The sequence below is a fragment of the Pseudomonas fluorescens genome (assembly GCF_000967965.1).
Lineage (GTDB): Bacteria > Pseudomonadota > Gammaproteobacteria > Pseudomonadales > Pseudomonadaceae > Aquipseudomonas > Aquipseudomonas grandcourensis.
This window is the reverse complement of the sequence record NZ_LACC01000008.1, coordinates 1-24,746: the sequence shown is the minus strand read 5'-3', so window position 1 is coordinate 24,746 and position 24,746 is coordinate 1. Positions and strand designations below refer to the sequence as shown.

Sequence of the window (24,746 nt, the reverse complement as noted above, 5' to 3'; positions counted from 1 at the left end):
GCGGGCCTGCGCCTGGGCGGTCTTTCCATTTTCCATGCGCACGGATGACCAATACGCGTTTTTTTTCAATGCCTACTGCAGATGGGGCATGCCGGGCAGCAGGTTTTTCCCGAGACTGAAGTCATGCCTGACCGGGCTGTCGCCGGGTCAAAGGGCAAAGCAGCAAGCTGAACAATAACAACAGCAGACTTGATCTTGCGGAGAACAACATGTGTGCAATGAGGACTGCCTTTGCCAGTTCGGGTATCACCTCAACTGGCCTGAAGCTGGCGTCAGGGGCAATGCTGGCACTGGCATTATCCCTGTCCGCTCTCTCCGTTACCGCCAAGAGCTTCGTCGATCCCCTTGATCAGCCGGCCAGTACAGTGCTCCAGGCCGCGCAGAAGCCCCTGCGGGATATCGTCAATACCGGCAAGCGCCTGATCGCGGTCGGCGACAACGGGCTGATCATTTTTTCCGACAACCAGGCAGGCACTTGGCGCCAGGCGCAGGTCCCGGTCAGCGTCGACTTCAATGCGGTGCATTTCGCCGACGAGCAGCACGGCTGGGCGGTCGGCCACGGCGCAGTCATCCTCCACAGCAGCGACGGCGGCGAGACCTGGACGAAGCAGCTCGACGGGCGCCAGCTCGAGGCCCTGGTTGTCGATTACTTCAAGAACAAGTCGGGCCTGGAGCCTGCGCAAGCCGAAAGCTACCTGTCCGCAATCCTCTCCATGAGCCGGCCAGGACCCGGCCAGTTCTTCATGGGTGTGTGGTTCGACGAGTCTGGTAGCAACGGCTTTGCCGTCGGCCCCTTCGGTCTGATCGTCGGCAGCCACGATGGCGGCAAGACCTGGCAGCCCTGGAATACCCGGATCGACAACAACGACCTGCTGCACCTGACCGCCATTGGGGAGGTGGGCGGGCGACTGTTCATCACCGGCGAGCGTGGCCATGTCTGGAGCCTGGATCCCGGCACGGGGCGCTTCAGCGCTCTGCAGACAGGTTACGAGGGCACCCTGTTCGGTATCACCGGTGCTCAGGGGGCGCTGTTGGCCTATGGGCTGCGCGGCCATGTGTTCCGCAGTGCCGATGAGGGGCACACCTGGTCCCCGGTGAAGAGTGATTTAACTACCGGGGTGGTCGCCGGTGCTGCCCTGTCTGGTCGAGGAGTGGTGCTGGTCAGCCAGTCCGCGCAGGTGGCCATGAGCCGCGATCAAGGGGGCACTTTCACGCCACTCGACATCCAGCGCCCAAGCCTGTTTTCCGGGGTGGTGGGGGTGTCCGACCACCAGTTGGCACTGGTCGGCCTGAATGGCGTCACCACCATGAATCTCAAGTAGAGCCGGGCCGGAAGGGGAGCGCGTGCTCAATCGGGCCTGACTCAGAGGAAAGACAAAATGGCCAAATCCCAGGATAACAATGCGACACCGGTAATGCAGGATCGCGCTCAGTTTGATGTCCGCTCCGGAAATTTCATCGAGCGACTGATCTTCAACAATCGCCTGTTCTTCGTGTTGCTGTGTTTCATTCTCACGGTGCTGCTGGGCTACAGGGCCACCGACCTGCGCATCAACGCGAGCTTCGAGCGAATGATGCCGAGCTCCCATGAGTTCATCCGCAACTACCTGAACAACAAGATAGATCTCGCGGCATTGGGCAACTCCGTACGCGTCATGGTGGAAAACCCGCGCGGGACCATCTATGACCCCGCCTACCTGCAGGCACTCCAGGAGATCAACGACAAGATCAACCTGGCGCCCGGGGTTGACCGCGCCTGGATGCGTTCGCTGTGGATGCCGGCGGTGCGCTGGAACGAGGTCACCGAGGTTGGCATGGAAGGCGGCCCGGTCATGCCTAATGACTACGACGGTTCGCCTGAGCAGCTGCAGCAGCTACAGATGAACGTGATGCGAGGCAACCTGATCGGCGACCTGGTGTCCCTGGACATGCGCTCCTCGGTAATCCAGGTGCCATTGATAGACAAGGATCCGGTCACCGGTGCCGCGTTTGACTACCGGCAGTTCGCGACCTTCCTGGAGAAGGAGATTCGTGGGCAGTACGAGGTGCCCGGTGCCGATGGCCAGCCCAAGGTGCGCGTCCATATCATCGGCTTCGCCAAGCTGGTGGGCGACCTGATCGACGGACTGACGCTGGTCATGGGCTTCTTTGCCGCCTCGGCCGTGATCGTGGCGCTGGTCATCTTTGGCTACACCCACTGCCTGCGCAGCACACTGCTGCTGCTGATGGCTTCGCTCAGCAGCGTGGCCTGGCTGCTCGGCCTGATGCAGCTGCTGGGTTACCAAATCGATCCTTACTCCATCCTGGTACCGTTCCTGATCTTCGCTATCGGCATGTCCCATGGCGCCCAGAAGATGAACGGAATCATGCAGGACATCGGCCGTGGCACCGACAAGTATGTGGCCGCCCGCTATACCTTCCGCCGCCTGTTCCTCGCCGGGCTGTCGGCACTGCTGGCCAACGTCTTCGGCTTCGCCGTCCTGATGGTGATCGACATCCCGGTGATCCGCGACCTGGCCATTACCACCAGCATCGGTGTCTGCGTGCTGATCTTCACGCAGCTGATCATGGTGCCTGTGATGCTCTCCTACCTGGGCGTCAGCCAGTCGGCGGCACGGCGCAGCGTACGCAACGAAGTCGAGGGCGAGCGGGCAGGCAGTGGCCGGTTCTTCGAAGCCATTGGCACGCGGCTGGTGAAATGCACCAGACCGGGACATGCCCATGTGCTGGTGCTGTTGTCGCTAATGGTGGGCATCGGCGCTTACCAGGTGCGGTCCGGGCTGCAGATCGGCGATCTGGATGCCGGGGCACCGGAGCTTCGTCCCGAGTCTGGTTACAACCGTGACGTGGCGTTCTTCAACCAGAGTTTTGGCCGCTCCACCGATCAGTTCGCCGTGATCGTCAAGACCGGACCGGGCGGCTGCTCCACCTTCGAGACCCTGACCGAGCTGGACCGCCTCGCCCAGATGTTGCGCGACGTACCCGGCGTGCAGACGGTCGCCAGCCTGGCCAGTTCCGTGCGCTTCATCAATGCCAGCTATGGCGAGGCGAACCCGAAGTGGATGAGCATCCCGCGCCAGGATGAAGTGGCGGCACAGGCCTCACAGATCGCGTCCGTGCAATCGCCGGAGCTGGCCAACTTCAGCTGTTCTGTATCGCCGGTCATCGCCTATCTGTCCGACCACCGCGCCGGGACGCTGCAGCGCGTGGTGGACGCCGTAAAAAACTTTGCAGAGAAACACAACAGCGACGACCGCCAGTTCCTGCTGGCGGCGGGTCCTGCAGGAATCGAAGCCGCGACCAATCAGGTCGTTGCCGACGCTAGCCTGAAGGTACTGCTGTTGCTCTACGCTTCAGTGGTGCTGCTCTGCCTGATCGCTTTCCGCAGCTGGCGCGCTGTGCTGGTGGCGCTGATTCCGCTGATCATCACATCGCTGCTGTGCGAAGCACTCATGGTGGTAATGGGGATCGGTGTGAAGATCGCGACCTTGCCGGTCATTGCCCTGGGGGTGGGCGCCGGCGTGGACTATGCCCTCTACCTGATCAGCGTACAGCTGACCCTGCAACGACGCGGTGCGAGTCTGGAAGAGGCCTATGCCGGCGCCCTGCGCTTTACTGGCAAGGTCGTCGCACTGGTCGGTTTGACACTGGCGACCGGTGTGCTGACCTGGGTGTTCTCGCCGATCAAGTTCCAGGCCGACATGGGTATCCTGCTGACGTTCATGTTTCTCTGGAACATGCTCGGGGTTCTCGTGCTGACTCCGGCGCTGTCGTACTTCCTGCTGCGTGGTGAGACCCGCCAGCCGGCGGTCGACAATGTTGCAGACCAGGCCGTAGCTGACGCGGAACGATCCGCACAGTCCCTCAAGGAAGCGGGGCGTCAGTCGGCCTTGACCGGCCGCTAGCAAGACGTTTCGCAACCGGTGGGCGACGTCGCTCCCCGGGCAAAGTCAACAATGACAACAAGGTACCTGTTATGACCCTTGCATCTCGCTTCCAGAACAAGAACATCATCGTTACCGGCGGGGCGTCCGGCATTGGCCGGGCGACCGTGATCCGCCTGGTGTCCGAAGGGGGCACGGTGCTTGCCGTTGACCTCGACGAGGCCGGCCTGCAGGAAACCCTGGCGCAGGCCAATGCGCTGGAGATGGGTGGCCGGGCGTTCGCGGCAAGGCTGTCGATCACCGACGAACAGGCGGTGCGCAGCACGGTGCAGAACTTCGCCCAGGAACACGGCAGTCTGGATGTGCTGGTCAACATGGCGGGGGTGCTGTGCTCCACGCATACCACCGACACCTCCTTCGAAGACTTCATGCGGGTCGTCCAGACCAACCTGGGCGGTACCTTCCTCTTCTGCCGTGAAGCCTTGCCCTTCCTTCTGGAAAGCAAGGGCAACATCGTCAACGCGGCCTCCACCTCGGCCTTCTTCGGCCATGCCTACATGGCCGCCTACTCGGCCAGCAAGGGTGGTGTGGCAGCGCTGACCCAGGCGCTCGCGCGCGAGTACATCAAGCGGGGTGTACGCGTTAACGCCGTGGCGCCAGGCGGGATTGCCACGCCGATGGTGGCGGCTCAGGCGCAGAGCTTCCCGCCGGGAGCCGATCTCTCCCTGTACATGCACCTGACTCGCCCGGATCGAAAACTGGGTGAGCCCCAGGAGGTGGCAGGTGCGATTGCCATGCTGGCGTCTGCCGACGGCGCTTTCGTCAATGGGGCGATCCTGCGAATCGATGGCGGCACCCATGGTTAATGGCATGGACAACGTGACCGGCAGGACCACGGAAATGCCGTCCCCGTTCTCGCCGTTCAAGCTGGGCCCGCTTACCTTGCGCAACCGTTTCATCAAGGCGGGCGCCAACGAGGGAATGACGCCCGATGGCATGCCTACCAAGGCCCTGGTCAAGCACCACCGGGACATCGCGGCAGGGGGCGTTGGTATGACCACCGTCGCCTATGGCGCGGTGTCGGCGCAGGGGCGAACCTTCCGCCATCAACTCCACATGACGAGAGGTGTGGTGCGCCATCTGCGGGTGCTGACCGATGCCGTCCACGCCGAGGGGGCCGCAACCTGCCTGCAGATCACTCATGGCGGCTCCTTTTCGATGTTGAAGCCGGCGCGCGGCTACCCCAGGACTGCATCTTCCGGATTCAATGCCTTTGGGTTTCTCCATGGCATCCTGTTCCAGAAGGCGATGGACGAGGCCGATATGCACCGGGTCGTCAATGAATTCGCCGAGTCGGCCATGCTGGCTCGGGAAGCCGGGTTCGACGCTGTCGAGATCCATATGGGCCACGGCTACCTGCTGAATCAGTTCCTGTCGCCCCTGAGCAATCGCCGCCGCGACCGGTATGGTGGCAGTGTTGAAGCGCGTAGCCGCTTTCCGGCCATGGTGCTGCGTCGGGTCAAGGACGCTGTCGGTGGGCGGATGGCCGTGACCTGCAAGCTCAACCAGACGGACGCGGCGCGCGGCGGTATCGATGCGGAGCAGGCGGCAGTCACGGCGAAAATCCTCGAGCGCGACGGTGCCGATATGCTGACGCTCAGTGGCGGCCACAACGTGTATAGCCCCTGGGCGCTGTTCGGCAGCCCCATGCCCATTGACGATATGCGGGCGCATGCGCGCGGGCTGTCCCGTATCGGGCCCTGGGTGCTGGGATTGCAACAGCCCAAAGACCTGTCTTTTCGTGAACTTTACTTCCTTGAGAGTGCCCGGCGGATCCGCAAGGCAGTCTCCATGCCGCTGGCGCTGGTGGGCGGGGTGAAGTCGCTATCCTCCGCCGAGCGAGTGATGGAGGAAGGCTTCGACGCCATCGCCCTTGCCAGGGCCCTCATTCACGATGCTGATTTCGTCAACAAGTTGGCCGACGGACGCCTGTTGCATTCAGGGTGCACAAGCTGCAACCGTTGCGTGATGGGCATCTATGATCCGAATGGCGTACGTTGCGTGATGAACGGGGCTAACGATCCGCTCCTCGCCAGAGCGCTCCCGGCAGATTGACCGCATGCTTTCGTTGACGTAAACACTAGTGACCTTAAAACAACAATAACCAGAGGTAATTGTGATGCATGCCAGGAAGACATCGCGCGCAGTCAACCCAAACAAACAGGGCACCCCCGACGCTTGGGAGGTTCTGCCGGCAATATTCCCCAGGCCGGGGATGCGCACATTGGAAGTGGACACCCAGGAGCTTCATGACATGGTCGGGCGGGTCGATCAGAACCGGATGACGCTCGCTATCTACCGCGGTCTGCTCGGCGATGACCCCTGGCGCGACACAGTGCGGCATCTCGCCGCCTACATGGAATCCTCCAGCGCAATCATCGTGATTCGACCTTCCACCAGTTCGGACCTGGGGTTCCTGGTATGCCAGCCGAAGAATCCGGAAGTCGAGGATGCCTATCGTGCCCATTTCTGGACCCTGGACCCCTTCCTCGAGCTGCCGATCGGCCGTGTCGTGACCATCGCTGATTATCTCGGGGTGGACAATTGGCTGGCATCGGACTTCTATCAGCGATTCATAGGGCAGGGTGGGCCTCTCTATGGCCTGGGCGCCAATATCGTTTCGGGTAATGGCACTGTCTGCCGCATCCGTATGTATCGTATGGCCAGTCAACCGGCCTTCACCGAGGACGACAAGATTCGCCTGAGCGACCTCCTCGAACACTTCAGCCAGGCGCTGAGCCTGGCCGCCCGTATCGAGCTGCAGGAGACCCAGAGCGAGCTTTATGAAGGTGCGCTCAATCGGTTGCATATCGGTGCGATCGTGCTCGACGAGAATCAAAAGGTGCTGCGCTGCAACCATGTTGCCCAGTCGCTGCTCAATGACAGCGATGGCCTGAAGCGGGCGGGAAATGGTGTGGAAGCCTATTACCGCAACGAGCGCAGCATGCTCCAGGAGCTCATCAACTCGGCGGGCCCGGCGGCGCAGGTGATGTCCATCTCCCGGGCCTCCGGCAAACGCAAGCTGGGGCTGGTGGTCAGGAGCATCCCCCTGCGCGAGGGGTCCGAAGGTAAATGCCGCCCGGCCTGGATGATCTTCGTCTGCGACCCGGATGCACAAACCACGGCGCCGCGTGAAATCATGCGCCAGGTGTTCGAGTTCACCCCCGCCGAAGCGAACCTGGCGATGGAGCTGGCCAACGGGCTGTCGCTGGACGAGGCGGCAGAGTTGCTGGGTATCCGGCGTAACACTGCGCGCACGCACCTGCGCGCGATCTTCGCCAAGGCCGGGGTGACTCGGCAGGCGGAGCTGGTCAGGCTGGTGCTCAATGGGGTGATCTGCCTTTCGACTCCCAGCCCGGCAGGCTAGCGGGTAGGGTGGCGGCGACACGGCGTCAACTTCGCCCCGCGCTCGCCTGCATACAACCACCTCGCAGTATCGGCAAGGACGCGGTGCGCGCGCTCACGCGCACCGCTGCCGTGACCAATCCCTTCATCTCGAAAATCCCGTCCCCGAAGTTATCGCCCAGCAGGGTAGGGCTTCCCTGTCCGGTTGGCAGCCGCCGTCGATGAACTGCACCTGGCACTGCCCGGTGGCTTTTCGCAGCGAACTAAATTTGAACGTCTACTGCATGCGGATCATGCGGAGCGCGCGGTTGCCGCAGCATAGTCAGGCCATAACAACATGTGGAGAACGGTTATGTCCTTGCAACCAGAAGCTTCTCGATCGCCGATTCCGGTGGGCCATTTCATCGAGGTGGGTGATTCCTATCGCGTGCATTGTCACGAAGTTGGCCAGGTCTCGGCGGAGCGCCCGACGCTGGTCTTCCTGCACGGCAGTGGTCCAGGCGCGAGCGGTTACAGCAATTTCCACCTGAACTTCCCGTTCTTCGCCGAGCAGGGCTTTCACGTGCTGATCCCGGATCTCCTGGGTTACGGGCTTTCGGACAAGCCGCAAGACATCCACTACACATCCACCTTGCAAGTGGAGCTGCTGCACGAGCTGCTGAGCAAGAAGAACGTGACCCGTGCGGTGCTGATCGGCAATTCCATGGGGGGGGCCATCGCCTTCCAGTACGGCCTGACCTACCCGGAGCAGATCAGCAAGCTCGTGGTGATGGGCCCGGGCGGGGTCGAGGAGCCTGCATTATGGGCCGCCCAGATGAGCGGGCTGCGCTGCATGGCCTCCTTGATCCAGGGGCGCAAGACCGATCGCGAGTCCTTCCGTGAGCTGCTGCATCACATTGTTGCCTCGCCACAGACGATCACTGAGGAGGTAATCGATTCGCGCCTGCCGATCTGGCTCGAACAGCCCCTGGCGGTGTACGCCACGATCAAGGTCGAGGTGCTCACCGAGCGCCTGGCCGAGCTGAAGATGCCAGTGCTGTGCCTGTGGGGGCAGAAGGACAACTTCCTGCCGGTGCGCCATGCCCTGATCGTCGCGGAGCAGGTCGAGGATGTGCGGGTGGTGATCTCCGGCCGTTCCGGGCACTGGTTCATGCTCGAGGAGCCGGACTACTTCAACCGGGAAGTCCTGGATTTCCTCGGCTGAGTCAGGGGTGCTCGCCAGTCGGGGAGCACGTGATGGAGCTCGGCTCCGTTGCTAGCGCAAGAGTTGAAGTTATGTCGACGTCCCTTTATCTCCGACTCCAGGTGGCCGAGGTCATCGAGGAAACGCACGATAGCAAGTCGATCGTGTTTGCCTCTCCCGTGGAGCCACGGGCATTCGCTTACAAGCCGGGCCAGTTCTTGACGCTGCGCATCCCTGTCCAGGGGCAGAGCGTCGCACGATGCTATTCGCTGGCGAGTGCGCCGGCGGTGGACGCTGCACTGAAGGTCACCATCAAGCGTGTACGCGATGGTCTGGGTTCCAACTGGATTTGCGACAACCTGCGCGCCGGCGACGTCTTGGAAGTATTGCCGCCAGCCGGGGTGTTCTGTCCGGCTTCTCTGGATGTCGATTTCCTGCTGTTCGCCGGCGGCAGCGGCATCACGCCGGTGATGTCGATTATCAAGTCCTGTCTGCACCAGGGCCGCGGTCGGGTTCAGCTGTTCTACGCCAACCGCGATGAGCGTTCGGTGATCTTCCGCGATGAGTTGCAGCAACTGGGGCGTGCTTACCCGCAACGCCTCACGGTCATGCACTGGCTGGAGTCAGTTCAGGGGTTGCCGACAGCGGCGCAACTGGCCGGCATCTGCCACGGGCGCCTGGATGCGCACGCCTTCGTCTGTGGCCCCGGCCCCTTCATGGATGCCGTGGAGCAGACGCTGCTTGACCTGAACGTGGAGCGCAGTCGGATTCATGTCGAGCGTTTTGTTTCGCTGAGCAGCGACCCCGGCGTCTTGGCCGATGCCCCCGCGGCGGCTGCCGACGGCCCTCGGGTTGAACTCATGGCCCAGCTCGACGGCGAGCATCACGTGCTGCCCTGGAGTCCGGATGTCGATTTGCTGGATGCCCTGCTCGGGGCGGGGGTCGGTGCGCCCTTCTCCTGTCGCGAGGGGCGCTGCAGTGCCTGCATGTGCCGGGTGGCGGAGGGCGAGGTGAGCATGCGTAGCAACGAGGTGCTGAGTGCCGTCGATCTGGCCGAGGGCTGGGTGCTGGCCTGCCAGGCTCGACCACTGAGCGACAAGGTCTCGGTCAGCTTCGACGGCTGACGTTTGGGTGAAAAACAAGAAACATCATTAGGGAGAGGCTCATGAGCATCAATCAATTCGCTTACGCGGTAGTCGAGTCCACTGATATCGAAAAGTGGCGTTTCTTTGGCAGCCAGATTATCGGCCTGGCCGAAGAGTCGGGCGAGGACGGCGCGCTGTATCTGAAGGCTGATGGTCGCCGCTATCGCATCCTGGTTTTGCCGGGGGCGAGAGACGGCCTTTATGCGGCGGGCTGGGAGACTGCCTCCGAGGAGCAGTATCTCGCGTCGAGAGAATCGCTCGTCAGGGCGGGTGTGGAGATCGTCGAGTCGACGCCGTTCGATCGACATCTTCGTTGCGTCACCGGGATGTTTTCCTTCGTGGACCCGTCCGGGAACCGGCAAGAGGTGACCTGGGGACCGATCTCGGACTTCGCACCCTTCGTTTCGCCGGTCGGCGTCGAGCGTTTCGTCACCGGTCCCATGGGTATGGGGCACGTGGTGCTGCCGTCGATGAAGTTCGAAGAAACGAAGCAGTTCTGGACCGACGTCTGCGGATTCCAGCTGTCCGACATGCTGCATGTCCAGCTCTCGCCCGAGTACCGGGCGCGCATCCACTTCCTGCACTGCAACCCCCGCCAGCACAGCCTGGCATTGGCCGAGATGCCCCAGCCCAGTGGCTGCGTGCACATCATGATGGAGGTGCCAGGGCTCGATGATGTGGGTCGCGCGCTGGACCGCATCGCCCGGCACAAGGTCCCGCTGGCGGCCACGCTTGGACGCCACGTCAACGACGATATGGTTTCGTTCTACGTCTGGACACCGGGCGGCTTCGCCCTGGAGTTCGGCTGCGGCGGCATGGTTGTGGACTGGGAGAACGATCACACGGTTTTCGAAACGACCCGTGGCAGCCATTGGGGGCACCAGTGGGCCGCTCCACCGGCCTCGTGATTTAGCGCCATCTACTCCTGATGCAGGGCGCGCCGGGGGCCTTTTGTTATGGAACATGAGCCTGTGGCCACCCTTGCGCCAAAGCGGGATTCACTACTTGGGAAGTCAAGAACAATGCAAACAGTCGAGATGAAACAGCCTGCCGCGAACATTCCCGGCAGCGAAGAGCTGATCGCCCGAGCCCGGGCCCTGGTTCCGGTGTTGCGCGAGCGAGCGGCGCTGGGCGACGAGAACCGCCGTCTGCCGCAGGAGACCATTGCCGACCTGCAGGCCGCAGGGCTGTTCCGCGTGCTGCAGCCCAAGCGCTATGGCGGCTACGAGATGAGTCCCAAGGTGTTCTATGACATCGTCATGATCCTGGCCGAAGGCGACATGTCGGTGGGCTGGGTCTACTCGGTGGTCGCGGTACATGCGTGGCAGATGGCGCTGTTCGATGACCGTGCGGCGCAGGAAGTATGGGGCGAGGACAGCAATGTCCGGATCTCTTCTTCCTATATGCCCACGGGTCGTGCCAAGCCTGTCGAGGGCGGCTTCCTGTTCAGCGGGCGCTGGGGCTATTCCAGTGGTTGCGACCACTGCGACTGGGTGTTCCTCGGTGGCCTGGTGGAAACTGCCGAGGGGCAACCTATTGATGCGCGCACCTGGCTGATTCCACGCAAGGACTACGAAATCGTCGATACCTGGCATACCGCGGGCCTGAAGGGGACCGGTAGCAAGGATATCGTCATCAAGGATGCCTTTGTGCCGGAGTACCGCACGCACAAGATGATCGACGGCTTTACCTGCAACAGCCCCGGCAACCAGCTGAATACCGCGGCGCTGTATCGCATGCCATTCGGCCAGGTATTCAGCCGGGCGGTGTCCACGGCCTCGATCGGGGCGTTGCGCGGCATGGTCGACAGCTTCGTGGAGACCGCCAAGACCCGTGTCAACGTCGTGGGCGCCAAAACCAGCGACGACTCGGTAGCGCAGCTGGCGATCGCTGAAGCGATCAACACCATCGACGAGCTGACTCTGGTGCTCAAGCGCAACTTCGAGGCGCTCGAAGGTTATGCCGAGCGGGGCGAGGTTCCGCCGATCGAGGAGCGGGTGAAGTATCGCTTCCAGGCCAGCTACCCGCCAGAGCGCGTCGCGGAGCTGGCTTCGCGCCTGTTCAAGGCAGCCGGCGGTGCGGCGGTCTACACCCGAAACCCGTATGGGCGCTTTCTTGCCGACATCAATGTCTGTCGCCAGCATGCCGCCAATCAGTTCCAGATGTTCGGCACGAACTGGGCCAAGGTGCAGTTGGGCCAGCAGAGCCTGGATTTTTTCCTGTAACGCCCCGGGGTCGGGGACATACCCCCGACCCACTGGTATTCCCGGGATAGACAGAGGGTGGACACGGGTCTCGCGACAACCACTGTCTTTAGCCTGCAAACAATAAAAACGACTGGAGTTCTTTATGAGCAACCTGGCCAACGAGAAACCGCACATCATCGTGAGCGACCAGTGCGAACGTTTTGCCCGCGGTTGGCACTGCCTGGGGCTGAGTGAACAGTTCCGTGATGGCAAACCGCATACCTTCGAGGCATTCGGCCTCAAGCTGGTAGTGTTCGAGGGCGAACACAACAAGAAGCTCAATGTCATCAACGCCTTCTGCCCGCACCTGGGCGGTAACCTGGGCGAGGGCACCATCAAGGGCGACACCATCGCCTGCCCCTTCCATGACTGGCGCTGGGCCGGTGACGGCAAGTGCGCGGCCATCCCCTATGCCAAGCGCGTGCCGCCGCGCGCGCGCACGCAGAGTTTCATTACCTGCGAGGAAAACAAGCAGCTGTTCGTCTGGCACGACCCCGAGGGCAATCCGCCACCGCCGGATGTGATCATTCCCCACCTGAAAGGCGCTTTCAGCGATGACTGGAGCAACTGGTCCTGGTCAACCCATGAGGTCGATACCAACAGTCGGGAGCTGGTCGACAATCTGGTCGATGTCGCGCATTTCTTCTACGTGCATGGCGAGGGCATGGGTGGCGGCAGCACCTACTTCAAGAACGTCTTCGAGGACCATTTCGCCACCCAGTACCTGGAGATGGGGCCGCAACCAGAGCAACCCGGCTATCAGAAGGATGCCGCCTATACCGGTGATCTGAGCAAGCTGGATGGCTTTTCACGTGGAGAAACGACCTACCATGGTCCCTCCTATCTGGTGTCGCGCTTGCTGACCAATATTCCGGGCAACGAGCCGATAGAGACCTATGAAATCCTCGCGCACTACCCGGTTCATGCGAACAAGTTCGTACTGCACATGGGCTTTATCACCCGCAATAGCCCGATGCTGCCGCCCGAGCACAATGCCGCTCGCGCCGCTGCCGTAGCCGAGGCGTATCGCGTGGGCACCCTGCAGGACGTGGCGATCTGGCGTACCAAGACCCGCATCGACAATCCGCTGCTCTGCGACAGCGACGGTCCGTTGTACCAACTGCGTCGCTGGTACCAGCAGTTCTTCGAGGACATTGCCGATATCAAGCCGGAAATGGTCAACCGCTTCGAGGCCGAAACCGACACCCGCCACGCACAACCCGTGTGGGACCAGCAGGCTGCCGAAAAGCTCGCTCAGTACGCACCTCCGGCGGCAGCCAAGTCGCAAGACTGATGTACGAGGGGCACCGCACTGGAGCGGTGCCCCGATTTCCTGTTTCCGGCTGGCCTTCGGTGCGGGGCACTGCAGCGCAGCCGGTCATCCTCACACCAGCCTCTTCGATAGAGAGGCAGCATCATGGAGTACGCCATGTCGTCCGATTTTGGCCCGCACTCGCCTCAATGGTTCAGTCGTATCGAGGCGCCGGAACGGGTGGAGAGCCCTGACCAGGTCGCATGGGATGTCACCACCGACTTCGCCGTGGTCGGCTATGGCGGCGCAGGCATCAGCGCGGCCTTGCAGGCGGCGGAAAAAGGTCTGAAAGTGCTGGCGGTCGATGCCTTTGGTGGCGGCGGGGCGACGGCGATGAACGGCGGCATTTTTTATGCCGGGGGCGGCACACCGATTCAGCGTGCGGCAGGCGTTACGGACAGTGTCGAGGCTATGTACCGTTACTTGAACCTTGAGGTACAGGACGTGGTCAGCCCGCAAACACTCCGCCGCTTCTGCGAAGGTAGTGTGGCCGATCTGGAATGGCTGCAGGGGCATGGGGTACGGTTCGACAGCACCTACTACACGAAGAAGACTTTCTATCCGCCTTCCGGCTATTTTCTCTACCACTCCGACAGCTCGCTGGCCGAGTCCTGTGCGGCAGTTGCCAAGCCTGCGCCACGGGGACACAAGTACTGGCATCCGCCGATCAATCAGGCGGTAGGCTTCGGTGTTCATCTGACCGAGCCCCTGCAGCAACGGGCGCGAGCCCAGGGGGTGGAGTTCTGGCCACGAACCGAAGCTCGCCGTCTGGTGCTTTGCGCAAGAGGGGAGGTGGTTGGGCTGGTGGTCATCCGGATGCCACCCGACTCGCCGCATACCCAGGCGTACATGGATGCGCAGGAGATGGCCCGGCAACTGCTGCAGAAGCTCCCCTCATCGATGCCGGGATTCGCCCGTCTGGAGCGCAAGGCCGAACGTTACTGGCGCAAGGCCGACGAGCTGCAGCGCCAGCATGGCGTCGTCCAGCGTATCCGGGCTTCGCGCGGGGTGTGCTTGAGTGCCGGCGGGTTCATCTGGAACCGGCAGATGCTTGCCGCCCATTCTCCCAAGTACATCTCCAATATGGCGATGGGTTCCCCTGGCGGGGACAACGGTAGTGGCATCCGCCTGGGCCAGAGTGTGGGGGGAGAGGCTGCGCTGATGGAGCGGGTGAGCAGCTGGCGCTTCATAAACCCACCCTCTCAGTGGCCCAAGGGCATTCTCGTCAACAGCCAGGGGCAGCGCTTCGTAAACGAGGAACTCTATGGCGCGGCTATCGGCCTCAAGATGAACGAGCATCAGCAGGGCCGGGGCTACATCATCCTCGACCGGACGCTTTACCGCGGTGCCTGGAAGTCTGCAGTGCTGGAGAACCTGTTTCCCTTCATGCGTCTGCCCCTGGTGCTGGCGCTGCTCTTCCAGACCCGCAAGGCGAGCACTCTGGAAGGTCTGGCCGAAAAGCTCGGGATGCCGGCGGCCAACCTTCGGGAGGCCGCGGCCCGCTACAACCGGGCAGCCCAAGGGCTGGAACCAGACGAGTTCGGCAAGAGTCGCTCGGAATGCCACGCTCTTAGCGAAGGACCGTTCTATGCCGTGGATGTTTCGGCCTCGAGCAAGCTCTTCCCATGTTCTGCCATGACGGTAGGCGGCCTGCGGGTTGATGAGGACAGCGGTCAGGTGTTGCGCGAGGACCGCACCCGGATCACCGGCTTGTATGCAGCCGGTCGTACGGCAATCGGACTTCCATCGAACCTGTATGTGAGTGGACTGTCTGCCGCGGATTGTGTGTTTTCCGGGCGCCGTGCGGCCAGGCATGCCAGCAACCAGGCGACCAGGGAGCCCTGTCTGACTAAACCCCAGTATTTGCCTTTAGATTTGACTTAGGGTTGCCGTACGCGCACTGGCGTTTAAGTGGATTCGGATTCTGTACCGGGTCTGGCAGACTAGGACGCTCTACGATGAAACCACCTATTTGAATGCCTTGAGGAAGTGTGGTTCATCGCTCCTGAAGAACCTCGATTTTGGTTGACTGACTTCCTCAGGGCGTGAAGTTGACGGTGGCGACAGGCAGAAATCGGCCAAGTTGCCGTCATGAGAGCAACTGGTCGAAAAATGTTTGTAGCTGTCCAGACCACTGGGTTACAGCTTATGCCGCGCGGCATACAGACAGATCATCTCCATCGCTATCGCGGCCCCCGCAAGCGCAGTAATCTCCGCGTGGTCATAGGGCGGTGCTACCTCCACCACGTCCATGCCGATCAGGTTGATACCGCGCAGGCCTCGCAGAATCGCCAAGGCCTGATGGCTCGATAGTCCACCGCAGACCGGCGTCCCCGTGCCTGGGGCAAATGCCGGGTCGAGGCAGTCGATATCGAAGGTGAGATAGACCGGATGCTCGCCAACGCGCGCCCGGATAATCTCCGCCAGTTCCCTGGTAGAGCGATCATGCACCTCGCTGGCATTCAGCACCTGAAAGCCCATGACGTCGTCATTGGTTGTGCGCTGGCCAATCTGGATGGATCGTGCAGGATCAACCAGCCCTTCGCGGACGGCGTGATAGAACATCGAACCGTGGTCGATGCGCTTGTCCTCGCCGTCGAACTCCAGGTCGTGGTGCGCATCGAAATGGATCAAGGAAAGTGGACCATACTTGGCCGCGTGCGCTTGCAGCAGCGGATAGCTGATGAAGTGATCGCCGCCCAGGGTCAGCATCGCAGTACCCGCCGCCAGAATCCGCTCGGCATGGGCCCTGATCGCCGCAGGGGTCTGCTCCGGGGTGCCGTAATCGAAATAGCAATCGCCATAATCGACACAAGCGAGTAGATCGAACGGGTCAAATTCCCAAGGCCAGTGACGCGCCCAGGCGGACTGTACCGATGCCTCGCGGATGGCCCTCGGTCCGAAGCGGCTGCCCGATCGATTGCTGGTCGCGGTATCGAACGGGATGCCGCTAATGGCGATATCCACGCCACGCAAATCGCGGGTGTAGCGACGCCGCATAAAGCTGGTGATACCACCGTAGGTCGGTTCACCATGGGTGCCATACAGGCTGTCACGCGTCATCGCCTGATCGATTATCGAATTGTCATTTAGCATGGGATTCTCAATGCGAGTTACTGAAGCTGACCCAGGCATGCATACGCTCACGCGGTGCTCGCTGGGGTAGAGGTTGATTTTTGTTGCTCGGGCTTGCCGTGACCGGGCTGGATTGGCGCTTTATCGCGCCAAACCCATTGCGGTTTTCAGCCGCCTGGCAAGGGTGGGGTTCGCACCGGGATCAAGCGCTTCGATCCGGTGGCCTCAAATGCCGACGCCAGGCGCAGCAGCGCTGAGTCGTCGTAGGCGCGACCGGCAAACGTCAGGCCGACGGGCATGCCGATGTCCGGCACCACGCCCATCGGCACGGTGACCGTTGGCACGCCGAGGTGACGGATGGCGAGGTTGCCATTGGCGACCCAGACGCCGTTGCTCCAGGCGATATCCGCCGATTGCGGATCGACATCGGCATTCGCCGGGCCCACGTCGGCGACCGCCGGGAAAATCACCGCGTCGAGCCCCAGCCGATCCATCCACTCCTCAAGATCGATACGCCGGGTCTGCTCCAGCCCGCGTAGGCCATCAGACAGCGTGGCGATCTGATCCCACGGGGCGATGCCACGCTCCGCTATGCGCACGTATTCGTCCATGCCAATGGCCGGGCCATCTTCGCGGTCAGGCAGAGCGCCTGGGGCGTGCGGAAAAATCTGCGGGCCGTCGACGTCCGCCAGACGGTTTAGTTTGGGATCGTCGTTGGCCTGCAGGAAGTCATCGAATGCCCAGGCGGTCAGGTCCCACAGTTCGTGATGGAGGAATTCCTTGGACACCAGGCCGCGGGTGAACACTGTCGGCGCCCCAGGTCGATCGCCCTCGCAATTGGAGACCAGCGGGAAGTCCGTCTCGACCACTTCGGCACCGGCCGCTTCCAGAGTCTTTCGCGCGTTTTCCCAGAGGGCGATCACCGAGGGACGGGTGTTGATCCGCTGGCCTGTCGCCCACCCGATACCCGGCGCTTTGCTGGTGCCCGCGTCGGGGTCGGCGTTGATGTACATGCGCGGTACGCCCAAGCGCTTGCCGGCGAGTGCGGCGGGCCTTGCAGCCAGTTCCAGGTAGGAAGCGGGGCGCACCGAAGCGACGCCGGGGATCGGCACCCAAGGCTGCAAGCGCCACAGGTCCCCACGTTTGTCGGCGTCTTCGGCCACCACCACGTCGAGTACTTCGAGCAGGTCGGCCATGGTCCTGGCATAGGGCACGACTACATCCATGGTTGGCGTCAGTGGCCAGTTGCCGCGCACCGAGATCACCCCGCGCGACGGTGTATAGGCGCACAGACCATTGTTTGAGGCAGGTCCGCGACCGCTCGACCAGGTTTCCTCAGCAAGGCCGAAGGCGGCGAAACTGGCGGCGGTGGCCGTGCCTGCGCCGTTGGATGAGCCCGACGCGAAGGGCGCAGTTAGGTAGTCCGCGTTGTACGGGCTCTCGGCACGGCCATACACGCCGCGCTGCATGCCGCCATTGGCCATGGGCGGCATATTGGTCTTGCCCAGGCAGATCGCACCGGCGCCGCGCAAGCGCTCGATGGTGAACGCATCGCGATAGGCGACCAGGTCCTTGAAGGCCGGGCTGCCGGACGCCGCGGTCAGGCCTTTGATCAGGTAGCTGTCCTTGGCTGTATAGGGAATACCATCGAGCGGGCCGAGGGTCTCGCCACGGGCACGACGGACGTCGGAGGCCTGCGCTTCTTCAAGCGCATTCGGGTTGCGCACCACCACCGCGTTGAGGGCGGTGGGCGTGTTGGGGCCGTCGTAGGCATCGATCCTTGAGAGATAGGCCTGGACCAGCTCAACTGCCGTGGTTCGGCCAGCTTCGAGGGCTGCGCGCAGCTCGGCAATGGAAACTTCGGTTACTTCAATCATGCTGTTACCACTGGCTACTGGGTCTGCAAGGTGACTTGATTGGCGCCGCGTGCCAGCGAAACCGCATCGGCCATGTGCCTGGTTCCGTTGGGCCTCACTGACGCAGCGCTATTTACTGTCAGGTTCCCGACTTGAGCTTGGTCCATGCACGGGTGCGAGCGCGTTCTGCACTGGACGGCAGTGGCACCAGCGCGAATAGAGAAGTCTGGATCTCGGCGGAGGGGTAGAGATTGGGGTTGTTGCGGATTTCCGGGCTGACCAGGGCAGTGGCGTCCTTGTTCGGGTTGGGATAACCGACGAAGTCGCTGATCGGGGCAATCACCTGCGGCTGCAGCAGGTAGTTGATAAAGGCATGGGCATCATCCGGGTTCTTCGCATCCTTGGGGATGGCCAGCACGTCAAACCAGACCGGAGCGCCTTCCTTGGGCAAGCGCATGTCCACCACCACGCCGTTGCCGGCCTCCTTGGCACGATTGGCCGCCTGGGAGAAGCTGCCGGAGTAACCCACGGCCACGCAGATGTCACCATTGGCGATATCGGTCATGTATTTTGAGGAATGGAAGTAGGCGACGTTGGGGCGGATCTTTTTCAGCAGTTCTTCGGCCTTCTCGTAGTCCTTGGCCTGAGTGCTGTTGGGTGGCAGGCCCAGGTAGTGGAGGGCGATGGGGATCATATCCGTCGGCGAATCGAGAAGGGCCACGCCGCACTGCTTGAGCTTGGCAATGTTCTCTTCCTTGAAGATCAGATCCCAGCTGTCCACCGGCGCGTTCTCGCCGAGCGCAGCCTTGACCTTGGCCGGGTTGAACCCGATCAGCACGGTTCCGTACATATAAGGCACGGCGAAGCGGTTACCCGGATCGTTGGCTTCGATCAGCTTCATCAGTTGCGGGTCCAGGTGCTTCCAGTTGGGTAGCTTGCTGCGGTCGAGTGGTTGGAAAGCGTCGGCCTGAATCTGCTTGGCGAGGAAACTGTCGGACGGCACCACCACGTCATAGCCGGAGTTGCCGGTGAGTAGTTTGGCCTCCAGGGTTTCGTTGCTGTCGAAGATGTCGTAGACCAGCTTTGCGCCATTCTCCTTCTTGAAGTTGTCCAGGGTCTGCGGGGCGACGTAGTCGAACCAGTTGTAGACACGCAGGGTGCGCTCTTGCGCATGAGCGTTAGCGGTCAGCAGGCCGAGGCTGCAGATCGTAGCGAGGAGCGAACGGGGGAGTTGATGCTTGATCAATTTCTCACAGCTTTGGGAGATGGTGCCCACTCGTTCGGCTGCCAGCGCCGGGCCAGCAAGCATCGTCAGAGCTTTCAGCAGGACGGCACGCAGGCTGCCGACTCCAACGCGGGCGGCGCGCCAGGATACCGAGTCCGCTCCAATATCGATTTTTTGCCACGGCTGTTGCTGCTTGTACTTCATAGGACCACCTTTTGAATTATTGTCTTTGGCCTAGCTCCGGATGAATTGTTGCGGTTGCTCTAATCACAATCAATCTATATAAATTGCAAGAAATTAAAGCAAAAAAACTAAACGATAAGGTCTCAAACCGATGTCTCCTGCGCTTCGTGCAGACGCTGACGGGATGCACCAGGCAGCGACATGCACAAACGCGGGCACGTCATCTTCTTGGAGTTGGGCAGTGATTCCCCTCGCAGGGCTGGATCAGCCGAACTGGACCAACCCTGCGAGGGAAAGTACTCTGGCTATTGCTTGCGCCTCATAGGGAGCAATTCTTTTCAGAACTAACCGACACCAGGAATGTGTTGGGTGATGCAATGCACACCACCGCCATTGTTGGCAAGGATGGTGCCATCGACACCCACGACTGGCCGTCCCGGAAAAATCTCCCGGAAGAGATTCAAGGCAATCTCATCTGCAGGAGTGCTTGAAGTAGGAACCACGATGCCGACGTTGGATTTGTAGAAGTTGATGTAGCTGAAGTTCTCCACCGTCAGGCCTGACACCTTGAATGTTGGCTGGACGGGCATCTTGGTAATCCTGAAGGGACGGCCCCTTGCATCGGTGCTTTGTTGCAGCACTGTCAGGTTTGCCGCCATCCTGGGCACGTTGGGGTTGTTTGGGTCCGACGGGTAATTCAATAGCAGATGGGCTGGCTCGATGTAGGCAGCAACCAGGTCGACATGCCCATCGGTAGCGGCAGCGCCGTCGTCGCCGTACACCCCATACGGCAGCCAGATCATTTTGGTCGCGTTGTAGGCACGCAGCAGCGCGGTCTCGATTTGTGCCTTCGTCATGCTCGGATTCCGATTGGGATTGAGCAGGCACTGTTCGGTGGTAATGAGCGTGCCCTGCCCATCGGTAATCACGGCGCCACCTTCAAAGACCATGTTGACTGTTGATTTAGGTACGTTAAGGGTGGAGCACACGCCGGTGGGCAATTGATCATCCAGGGTAGCCGCCCACCTGTTGCCCCAGCCGTTGAAAATGAAATCTCGTCCCAGCATGTCGCGTCCTGATGGGCTCAGCGCGAAAACTGGCGCGGTATCACGGGTCCAGCAATCGTTGTATGGATTCTCGATAACAGTAACGTTAGGGCCGCAGCGCTTGCGTACAACCTCGGTATAGCCGGTCATCGCCATCATCAAGACTGGCTCGAACTGCGCAATGGCATTCGCTACGTTGATGACAGAATCCTGCATGGGTTTCAGCTGGTCCTTGTAGCTCTTGTCATAGGGGTACGCCATCAACACGCTCTGGTGTGGCTCCCACTCTGCGGGCACCCGATAGCCATCGGAGGCAGGGTTGGACTCCGCCGCTCGGGCCAGGCGTCCAAGCACTGATGTACCGATGGCAGTTGCAGTAATAGCCACTAACGCGCCCATATTGAACCGGCGCCTTCCCGGATTCGTAGGCCCCTCCATCGCGGCTTGATTTGCCATCAACTGCTCTGTTGCCAACTGAATGTCTTGTTCTTTATCCATGTAACGAGTCCCCCAGGTTATCCAGCCAGATATCTCATTTACCAAGCCTTCGCTGAATCTTTGCGGTTGCTCAAGGCGCAATCAATCTATATAAATTGCCGATAAAACAGGTATAAAAACTAAACGGTAGACCCGCATGCCCTTACCTCCGCTCCATGCGTTTCGCGTATTTGAATGTGTTGCAAGGCTGGGCCATGTCGGTGCGGCCGCCGCTGAGCTGCATGTCACCGCCGGGGCTGTCAGCCAGCAGATAAGAGCGTTACAGCGCTCACTCGGCATCGATCTTTTCTACAAGCAGGGCCGCTTCCTGGTGCTGACCGAACGAGGCCTGGCGCTACAACGCTCGGTAGCCCGCGGCATCGGCGAGATCACCGAAGGGGTGCGACAGATTTCCGAGGCGTACTTCCAGGAACCGGCGACGAAAGTCCTGACCATTTCCACGGAACCGATTTTTGGCGCGGCCTGGCTGATGCCGAAGTTGTTCGCCTTTCGTGCAGAACATCCGCACATTCACCTACGCGTCATTACTGCCGACGACATCAGTGAGGTGGACTGGCGCAGGGCCGATATCGCCGTGCTCTACGACGCTCCGACGTGGGAGGGTTTCTGGTGGCGGCCACTGCAAAGCCTGCATATGTTTCCCGTCTGCTGCCCGCAACTGCTGCGCGGCCCGCGCGCGCTCAAGCAGCCGTCCGACCTTATTCACCACCGCCTCTTGCATGAGGATGACGGCGCTCAATGGCGGCGCTGGCTGCTTGAGGCGCGCTTGCCTTACCCAGGAGATGCCGATGTCCATCTAGAAGATTTCGGCATTGCCCTGCAGGCGGCGCGAGATGGCTATGGCGTTGCACTCAGCGACGAGATCAACTCGTTGCGCGATCTGGATGAGGGACGCCTGGTGCAGCCCTTTGCACTGAAGGTGCCGACGGGGATGGATTATTTCTGTATCTGCAACGAGGAGAGTCGCGATATCCCTGAGATAGCTTTGCTCATCGATTGGCTGATAGAGCAGGCAAAGGTCGTCCCGGCCTACCCGTAGGCGTTGTTGGGGGGTAACGTTCACGTGGCTCAGCACAAAGCTGAATGACCTCTGGATTTTTAGGAGTCTTGAGCGGCTGCTTTTGGCCCAGAGTGTGTAAACACCGATTTGAATGAAGTGGTGCCTCCCACTGTGGCCCTATGTTGGAGAGGGGTGGGGTAGATCGGGCGTGTTGCCGCCGCCCTCAGTCGTCTGTAGAAAGCCCATGCTTGTGTGCGTAGGCGTAGAGATCTACGCGGTTCGTCAGGCCCAGCTTGCTGTAGATCGATGTCAAATGGTTGCGCAGCGTGTGCTCGCTGATGTGCAGTTTCTCGGCCACCAACTTGCCAGGGGCTGAGGGGTCGCTGGCCAGCGATGCAATGGTTTGCTGCTCGCGGCGCGTCAGCTTGGCGATTTTGTGTTGCTCCGGGTCAATATCGCGCTCGGTTTTCTTGCGCGCCAGTTCAAGGAAGATACGGCTGGTCGCATTGCGGTCAATCCAGAGTTCGCCTTCATGCACTTTTTCTATGGCTTTGAGCAATGTTGATGCGGATGCCGACTCCCGCTTATCCACCACGCCTCGTGCGCCCGCCAGCACCGCACTGTCATGCAGTGCCAAGTCACTCGACCCTGACACAACCAGAATCTTGGCTTTGGTCCGGCTGTGCAGGTCGGCCAGCGACTCGATACAGTCCTCGCTGTCCAGGTCCAATACCACCACATCTGGTGTGTATAGGTGCAGCGATAGCAGGTATTGCGCCACCGACGCCGTGGAACCCGCCAATGCCAACCTCGGTTGAGCGCTTTCCACCAGACGCTCAAGGCCCCAGGCCACGAGCGGTAGAGCTACTAACAGGACTTGAATTGGCATGCGGCTCGCTGCCTCTTTAGGCGGTTGTGTTAGCTGATCATGATAGCAATCGTTGCAGCCCGTAGCTTTTTTCTATAGCGCTTCAGCTCCCCCTCCCATGACATTTGTCCCATAAAACACTGTTTTTATGGGTGATTGACTCCCAGAAAAAAGGGATGACGCGCTCATGTAAAACACAGCGGTCGTTTTTAGACTGCGGTCATGAAAGACACACACCGAATTGAGCCCCGTGAACAAGTCACCTTATCGCTGCAACTGATCGGTGGGGGCAACGGTGTCACCCGTGACATCAGCGCCTCCGGTTTGTATTTCGAAACCGATAGCGAGCAGCAGGTGGGTAGCTTGATTGACTTCGAGATCGAGCTCGACACTCCCGGCGGCCCCATGACGTTCAAGGCGCAAGGACAAATCGTGCGTATTGAGCCGCAGGGCGGCAGGGCGGGGGTGGGTGTGAAGCTACTGGCCAGCCGGCTGGTACCGGTGGAGTGAAGTGTTCGTGGGTTGGGGAAGAATCGGCTTGTGGCTGTTAGCGGCCCACAGCGGTTTTTTGCTCAGGGTGACTTCTTAGGGAGAAAGACATGGCTAGCACTACAACTACCAGCGGCGGAACCGTTACCTCGTTTTCCAACACGCCGCAGGCGAAGGATGACGTCTTCACCACCAATGAAAATCTGCAGGGAGTCATGTATTGGGACGTCATGTCCAATGACCTCGGCGGTAACGCGAAGACACTCTGGTCACTCGACAATGCGGTGAGCGATCCTACTGCCACCAAGGCTTATGCTCCGGCCGACCTCCTGGTCCAGGATACGGCGAGGGCTGAGGCGATGAGTTCTGACACCAGTTTGAATGGTGCAAAGATCTGGATCACCTCCGACGGTAAGGTCGGCTACGATGCCACTACTTTCACTACTGCGTTCAAGGAGCAACTCCAGGCGCTTTCTGCTGGCGAGTTCCTGACGGACAGCTTTACCTATGCGATGCGTCTGGGCAACGGAACGCTCAGTTGGGCCACCGCGACAGTGCAGTTCTCGGGCGTGAATGATGGTGTGACGATCAGCCTCGGCGTGCAGGCCGGCATGGTGACCGAAGACGCCGACACCACTGCGAGCACGACCGACTCGCTGACGGCCAGCGGCACAATTAACTTCAATGACGTCGACCTGAGTGACACGCACATGGCGACGTCCGCGCCGGCGGAGGGCAATGCTACTCATCTTGGTACGTTCGTGCTCTCGGAGGTAAGCGAAGCAGCGAACGCGGCCAACGGTTCGGTGCAATGGACATACAACCTGAGCACTGCGGCGGCGCAGTACCTGGCCCAGGGACAGACAGTAACCGAAACTTACCTGGTCACCATCAGCGATGGTCATGGTTCGTTGGTAACGCAGAATGTGACCGTCACCATCACCGGCACCAATGACGCGCCAACGGTGACGGCGGCCGAGGTCGAAAGCGCAGCGGTGGCCGAAGACGGCACCACGGTGACCAGCGGCAGCTTCGCCTTCGGCGACGTGGACCTGGCCGATCACGCCCATGTGACCAGCGTGAGCGCGCCGGCCGGTGCACTGGGTACGCTGGTGGCCAATGTCAGCGACGAGAGCACGAACGACGCGGCGGGCAGCGTGGGCTGGAGCTATACGCTGGACAACAGCGCGGCGCAGTACCTGGCCGCGGGTCAGACCAAGACCGAAGTGTTCACGGTGACGCTGACCGACGACTTCGGGGCGACGGTGACCAAGAACGTGACCATCACCATTACCGGCAGCAACGACGCCGCCGTGCTGTCCGCCGACATC

Annotated in this window: 19 protein-coding genes; 14 read left to right on the top strand and 5 right to left on the bottom strand. The window is 61.1% G+C overall.

What is annotated here, in order from left to right; all coding sequences use genetic code 11:
- Positions 1–209 precede the first annotated feature (209 nt).
- From VC35_RS05230 to VC35_RS05180, 11 genes are all read left to right on the top strand, one after another.
- On the top strand, positions 210–1,322 hold the full coding sequence (locus VC35_RS05230; protein ID WP_080925267.1) for a WD40/YVTN/BNR-like repeat-containing protein: 1,113 nt from the start codon (positions 210–212) through the stop codon (positions 1,320–1,322).
- A 57-nt stretch (positions 1,323–1,379) separates the two neighbouring features.
- On the top strand, positions 1,380–3,905 hold the full coding sequence (locus VC35_RS05225; RefSeq protein WP_046038212.1) for an efflux RND transporter permease subunit: 2,526 nt from the start codon (positions 1,380–1,382) through the stop codon (positions 3,903–3,905).
- 71 nt (positions 3,906–3,976) lie between these two features.
- Positions 3,977–4,750: an SDR family NAD(P)-dependent oxidoreductase gene (locus VC35_RS05220; RefSeq protein ID WP_046038211.1), complete on the top strand. Its 774-nt coding sequence runs from the start codon at positions 3,977–3,979 to the stop codon at positions 4,748–4,750.
- Between the two features lie 4 nt (positions 4,751–4,754).
- Positions 4,755–5,999 (top strand): NADH:flavin oxidoreductase, encoded by a 1,245-nt coding sequence (locus tag VC35_RS05215; protein ID WP_185754741.1) that lies wholly within the window; start codon positions 4,755–4,757, stop codon positions 5,997–5,999.
- 160 nt (positions 6,000–6,159) lie between these two features.
- Positions 6,160–7,311: a helix-turn-helix transcriptional regulator gene (locus VC35_RS05210; protein WP_185754740.1), complete on the top strand. Its 1,152-nt coding sequence runs from the start codon at positions 6,160–6,162 to the stop codon at positions 7,309–7,311.
- Positions 7,312–7,641: 330 nt separating this feature from the next.
- Positions 7,642–8,493 (top strand): alpha/beta fold hydrolase, encoded by an 852-nt coding sequence (locus tag VC35_RS05205; protein WP_046038208.1) that lies wholly within the window; start codon positions 7,642–7,644, stop codon positions 8,491–8,493.
- A 71-nt stretch (positions 8,494–8,564) separates the two neighbouring features.
- Positions 8,565–9,596 (top strand): ferredoxin--NADP reductase, encoded by a 1,032-nt coding sequence (locus tag VC35_RS05200; RefSeq protein WP_046038206.1) that lies wholly within the window; start codon positions 8,565–8,567, stop codon positions 9,594–9,596.
- A 41-nt stretch (positions 9,597–9,637) separates the two neighbouring features.
- On the top strand, positions 9,638–10,525 hold the full coding sequence (locus tag VC35_RS05195) for a VOC family protein (RefSeq protein WP_046038204.1): 888 nt from the start codon (positions 9,638–9,640) through the stop codon (positions 10,523–10,525).
- A 114-nt stretch (positions 10,526–10,639) separates the two neighbouring features.
- Positions 10,640–11,842 (top strand): flavin-dependent monooxygenase, encoded by a 1,203-nt coding sequence (locus VC35_RS05190; protein WP_080925265.1) that lies wholly within the window; start codon positions 10,640–10,642, stop codon positions 11,840–11,842.
- Between the two features lie 124 nt (positions 11,843–11,966).
- On the top strand, positions 11,967–13,157 hold the full coding sequence (locus VC35_RS05185) for a 3-ketosteroid-9-alpha-monooxygenase, oxygenase component (protein ID WP_046038201.1): 1,191 nt from the start codon (positions 11,967–11,969) through the stop codon (positions 13,155–13,157).
- A gap of 135 nt (positions 13,158–13,292) precedes the next feature.
- Positions 13,293–15,059 (top strand): FAD-binding protein, encoded by a 1,767-nt coding sequence (locus VC35_RS05180; protein ID WP_046038372.1) that lies wholly within the window; start codon positions 13,293–13,295, stop codon positions 15,057–15,059.
- A 255-nt stretch (positions 15,060–15,314) separates the two neighbouring features.
- Here the strand turns inward: VC35_RS05180 and speB are convergent, their stop codons facing one another.
- From speB to VC35_RS05160, 4 genes are all read right to left on the bottom strand, one after another.
- On the bottom strand, positions 15,315–16,271 hold the full coding sequence (gene speB / locus VC35_RS05175) for an agmatinase (protein WP_046038200.1): 957 nt from the start codon (positions 16,269–16,271) through the stop codon (positions 15,315–15,317).
- A gap of 146 nt (positions 16,272–16,417) precedes the next feature.
- The gene (locus tag VC35_RS05170; RefSeq protein WP_046038198.1) at positions 16,418–18,127 is read right to left on the bottom strand and encodes an amidase; all 1,710 of its coding nucleotides are present in this window, start codon (positions 18,125–18,127) and stop codon (positions 16,418–16,420) included.
- A 118-nt stretch (positions 18,128–18,245) separates the two neighbouring features.
- Complete coding sequence (locus VC35_RS05165; RefSeq protein WP_259674425.1) at positions 18,246–19,535, bottom strand: polyamine ABC transporter substrate-binding protein; 1,290 nt, start codon at positions 19,533–19,535, stop codon at positions 18,246–18,248.
- Positions 19,536–19,858: 323 nt separating this feature from the next.
- Positions 19,859–21,058, bottom strand: a complete 1,200-nt coding sequence (locus tag VC35_RS05160) for an agmatine deiminase family protein (protein WP_223514614.1) — start codon at positions 21,056–21,058, stop codon at positions 19,859–19,861.
- A 136-nt stretch (positions 21,059–21,194) separates the two neighbouring features.
- Between VC35_RS05160 and VC35_RS05155 the strand changes: the two genes are divergently transcribed.
- A complete protein-coding gene (locus VC35_RS05155) occupies positions 21,195–22,097 on the top strand; it encodes a LysR substrate-binding domain-containing protein (protein ID WP_046038197.1) in 903 nt (300 codons plus the stop codon).
- A 184-nt stretch (positions 22,098–22,281) separates the two neighbouring features.
- On the opposite strand, the gene VC35_RS05150 is transcribed toward VC35_RS05155, so the two are convergent.
- Complete coding sequence (locus VC35_RS05150; protein ID WP_046038196.1) at positions 22,282–22,947, bottom strand: LuxR C-terminal-related transcriptional regulator; 666 nt, start codon at positions 22,945–22,947, stop codon at positions 22,282–22,284.
- A 201-nt stretch (positions 22,948–23,148) separates the two neighbouring features.
- On the opposite strand from VC35_RS05150, the gene VC35_RS05145 reads away from it, so the two are divergent.
- Both VC35_RS05145 and VC35_RS05140 read left to right on the top strand, forming a co-directional pair.
- Positions 23,149–23,436 (top strand): PilZ domain-containing protein, encoded by a 288-nt coding sequence (locus tag VC35_RS05145; protein WP_046038195.1) that lies wholly within the window; start codon positions 23,149–23,151, stop codon positions 23,434–23,436.
- Between the two features lie 89 nt (positions 23,437–23,525).
- A partial coding sequence (locus VC35_RS05140; RefSeq protein ID WP_221174475.1) for a VCBS domain-containing protein occupies positions 23,526–24,746 on the top strand: 1,221 nt, incomplete at its 3' end.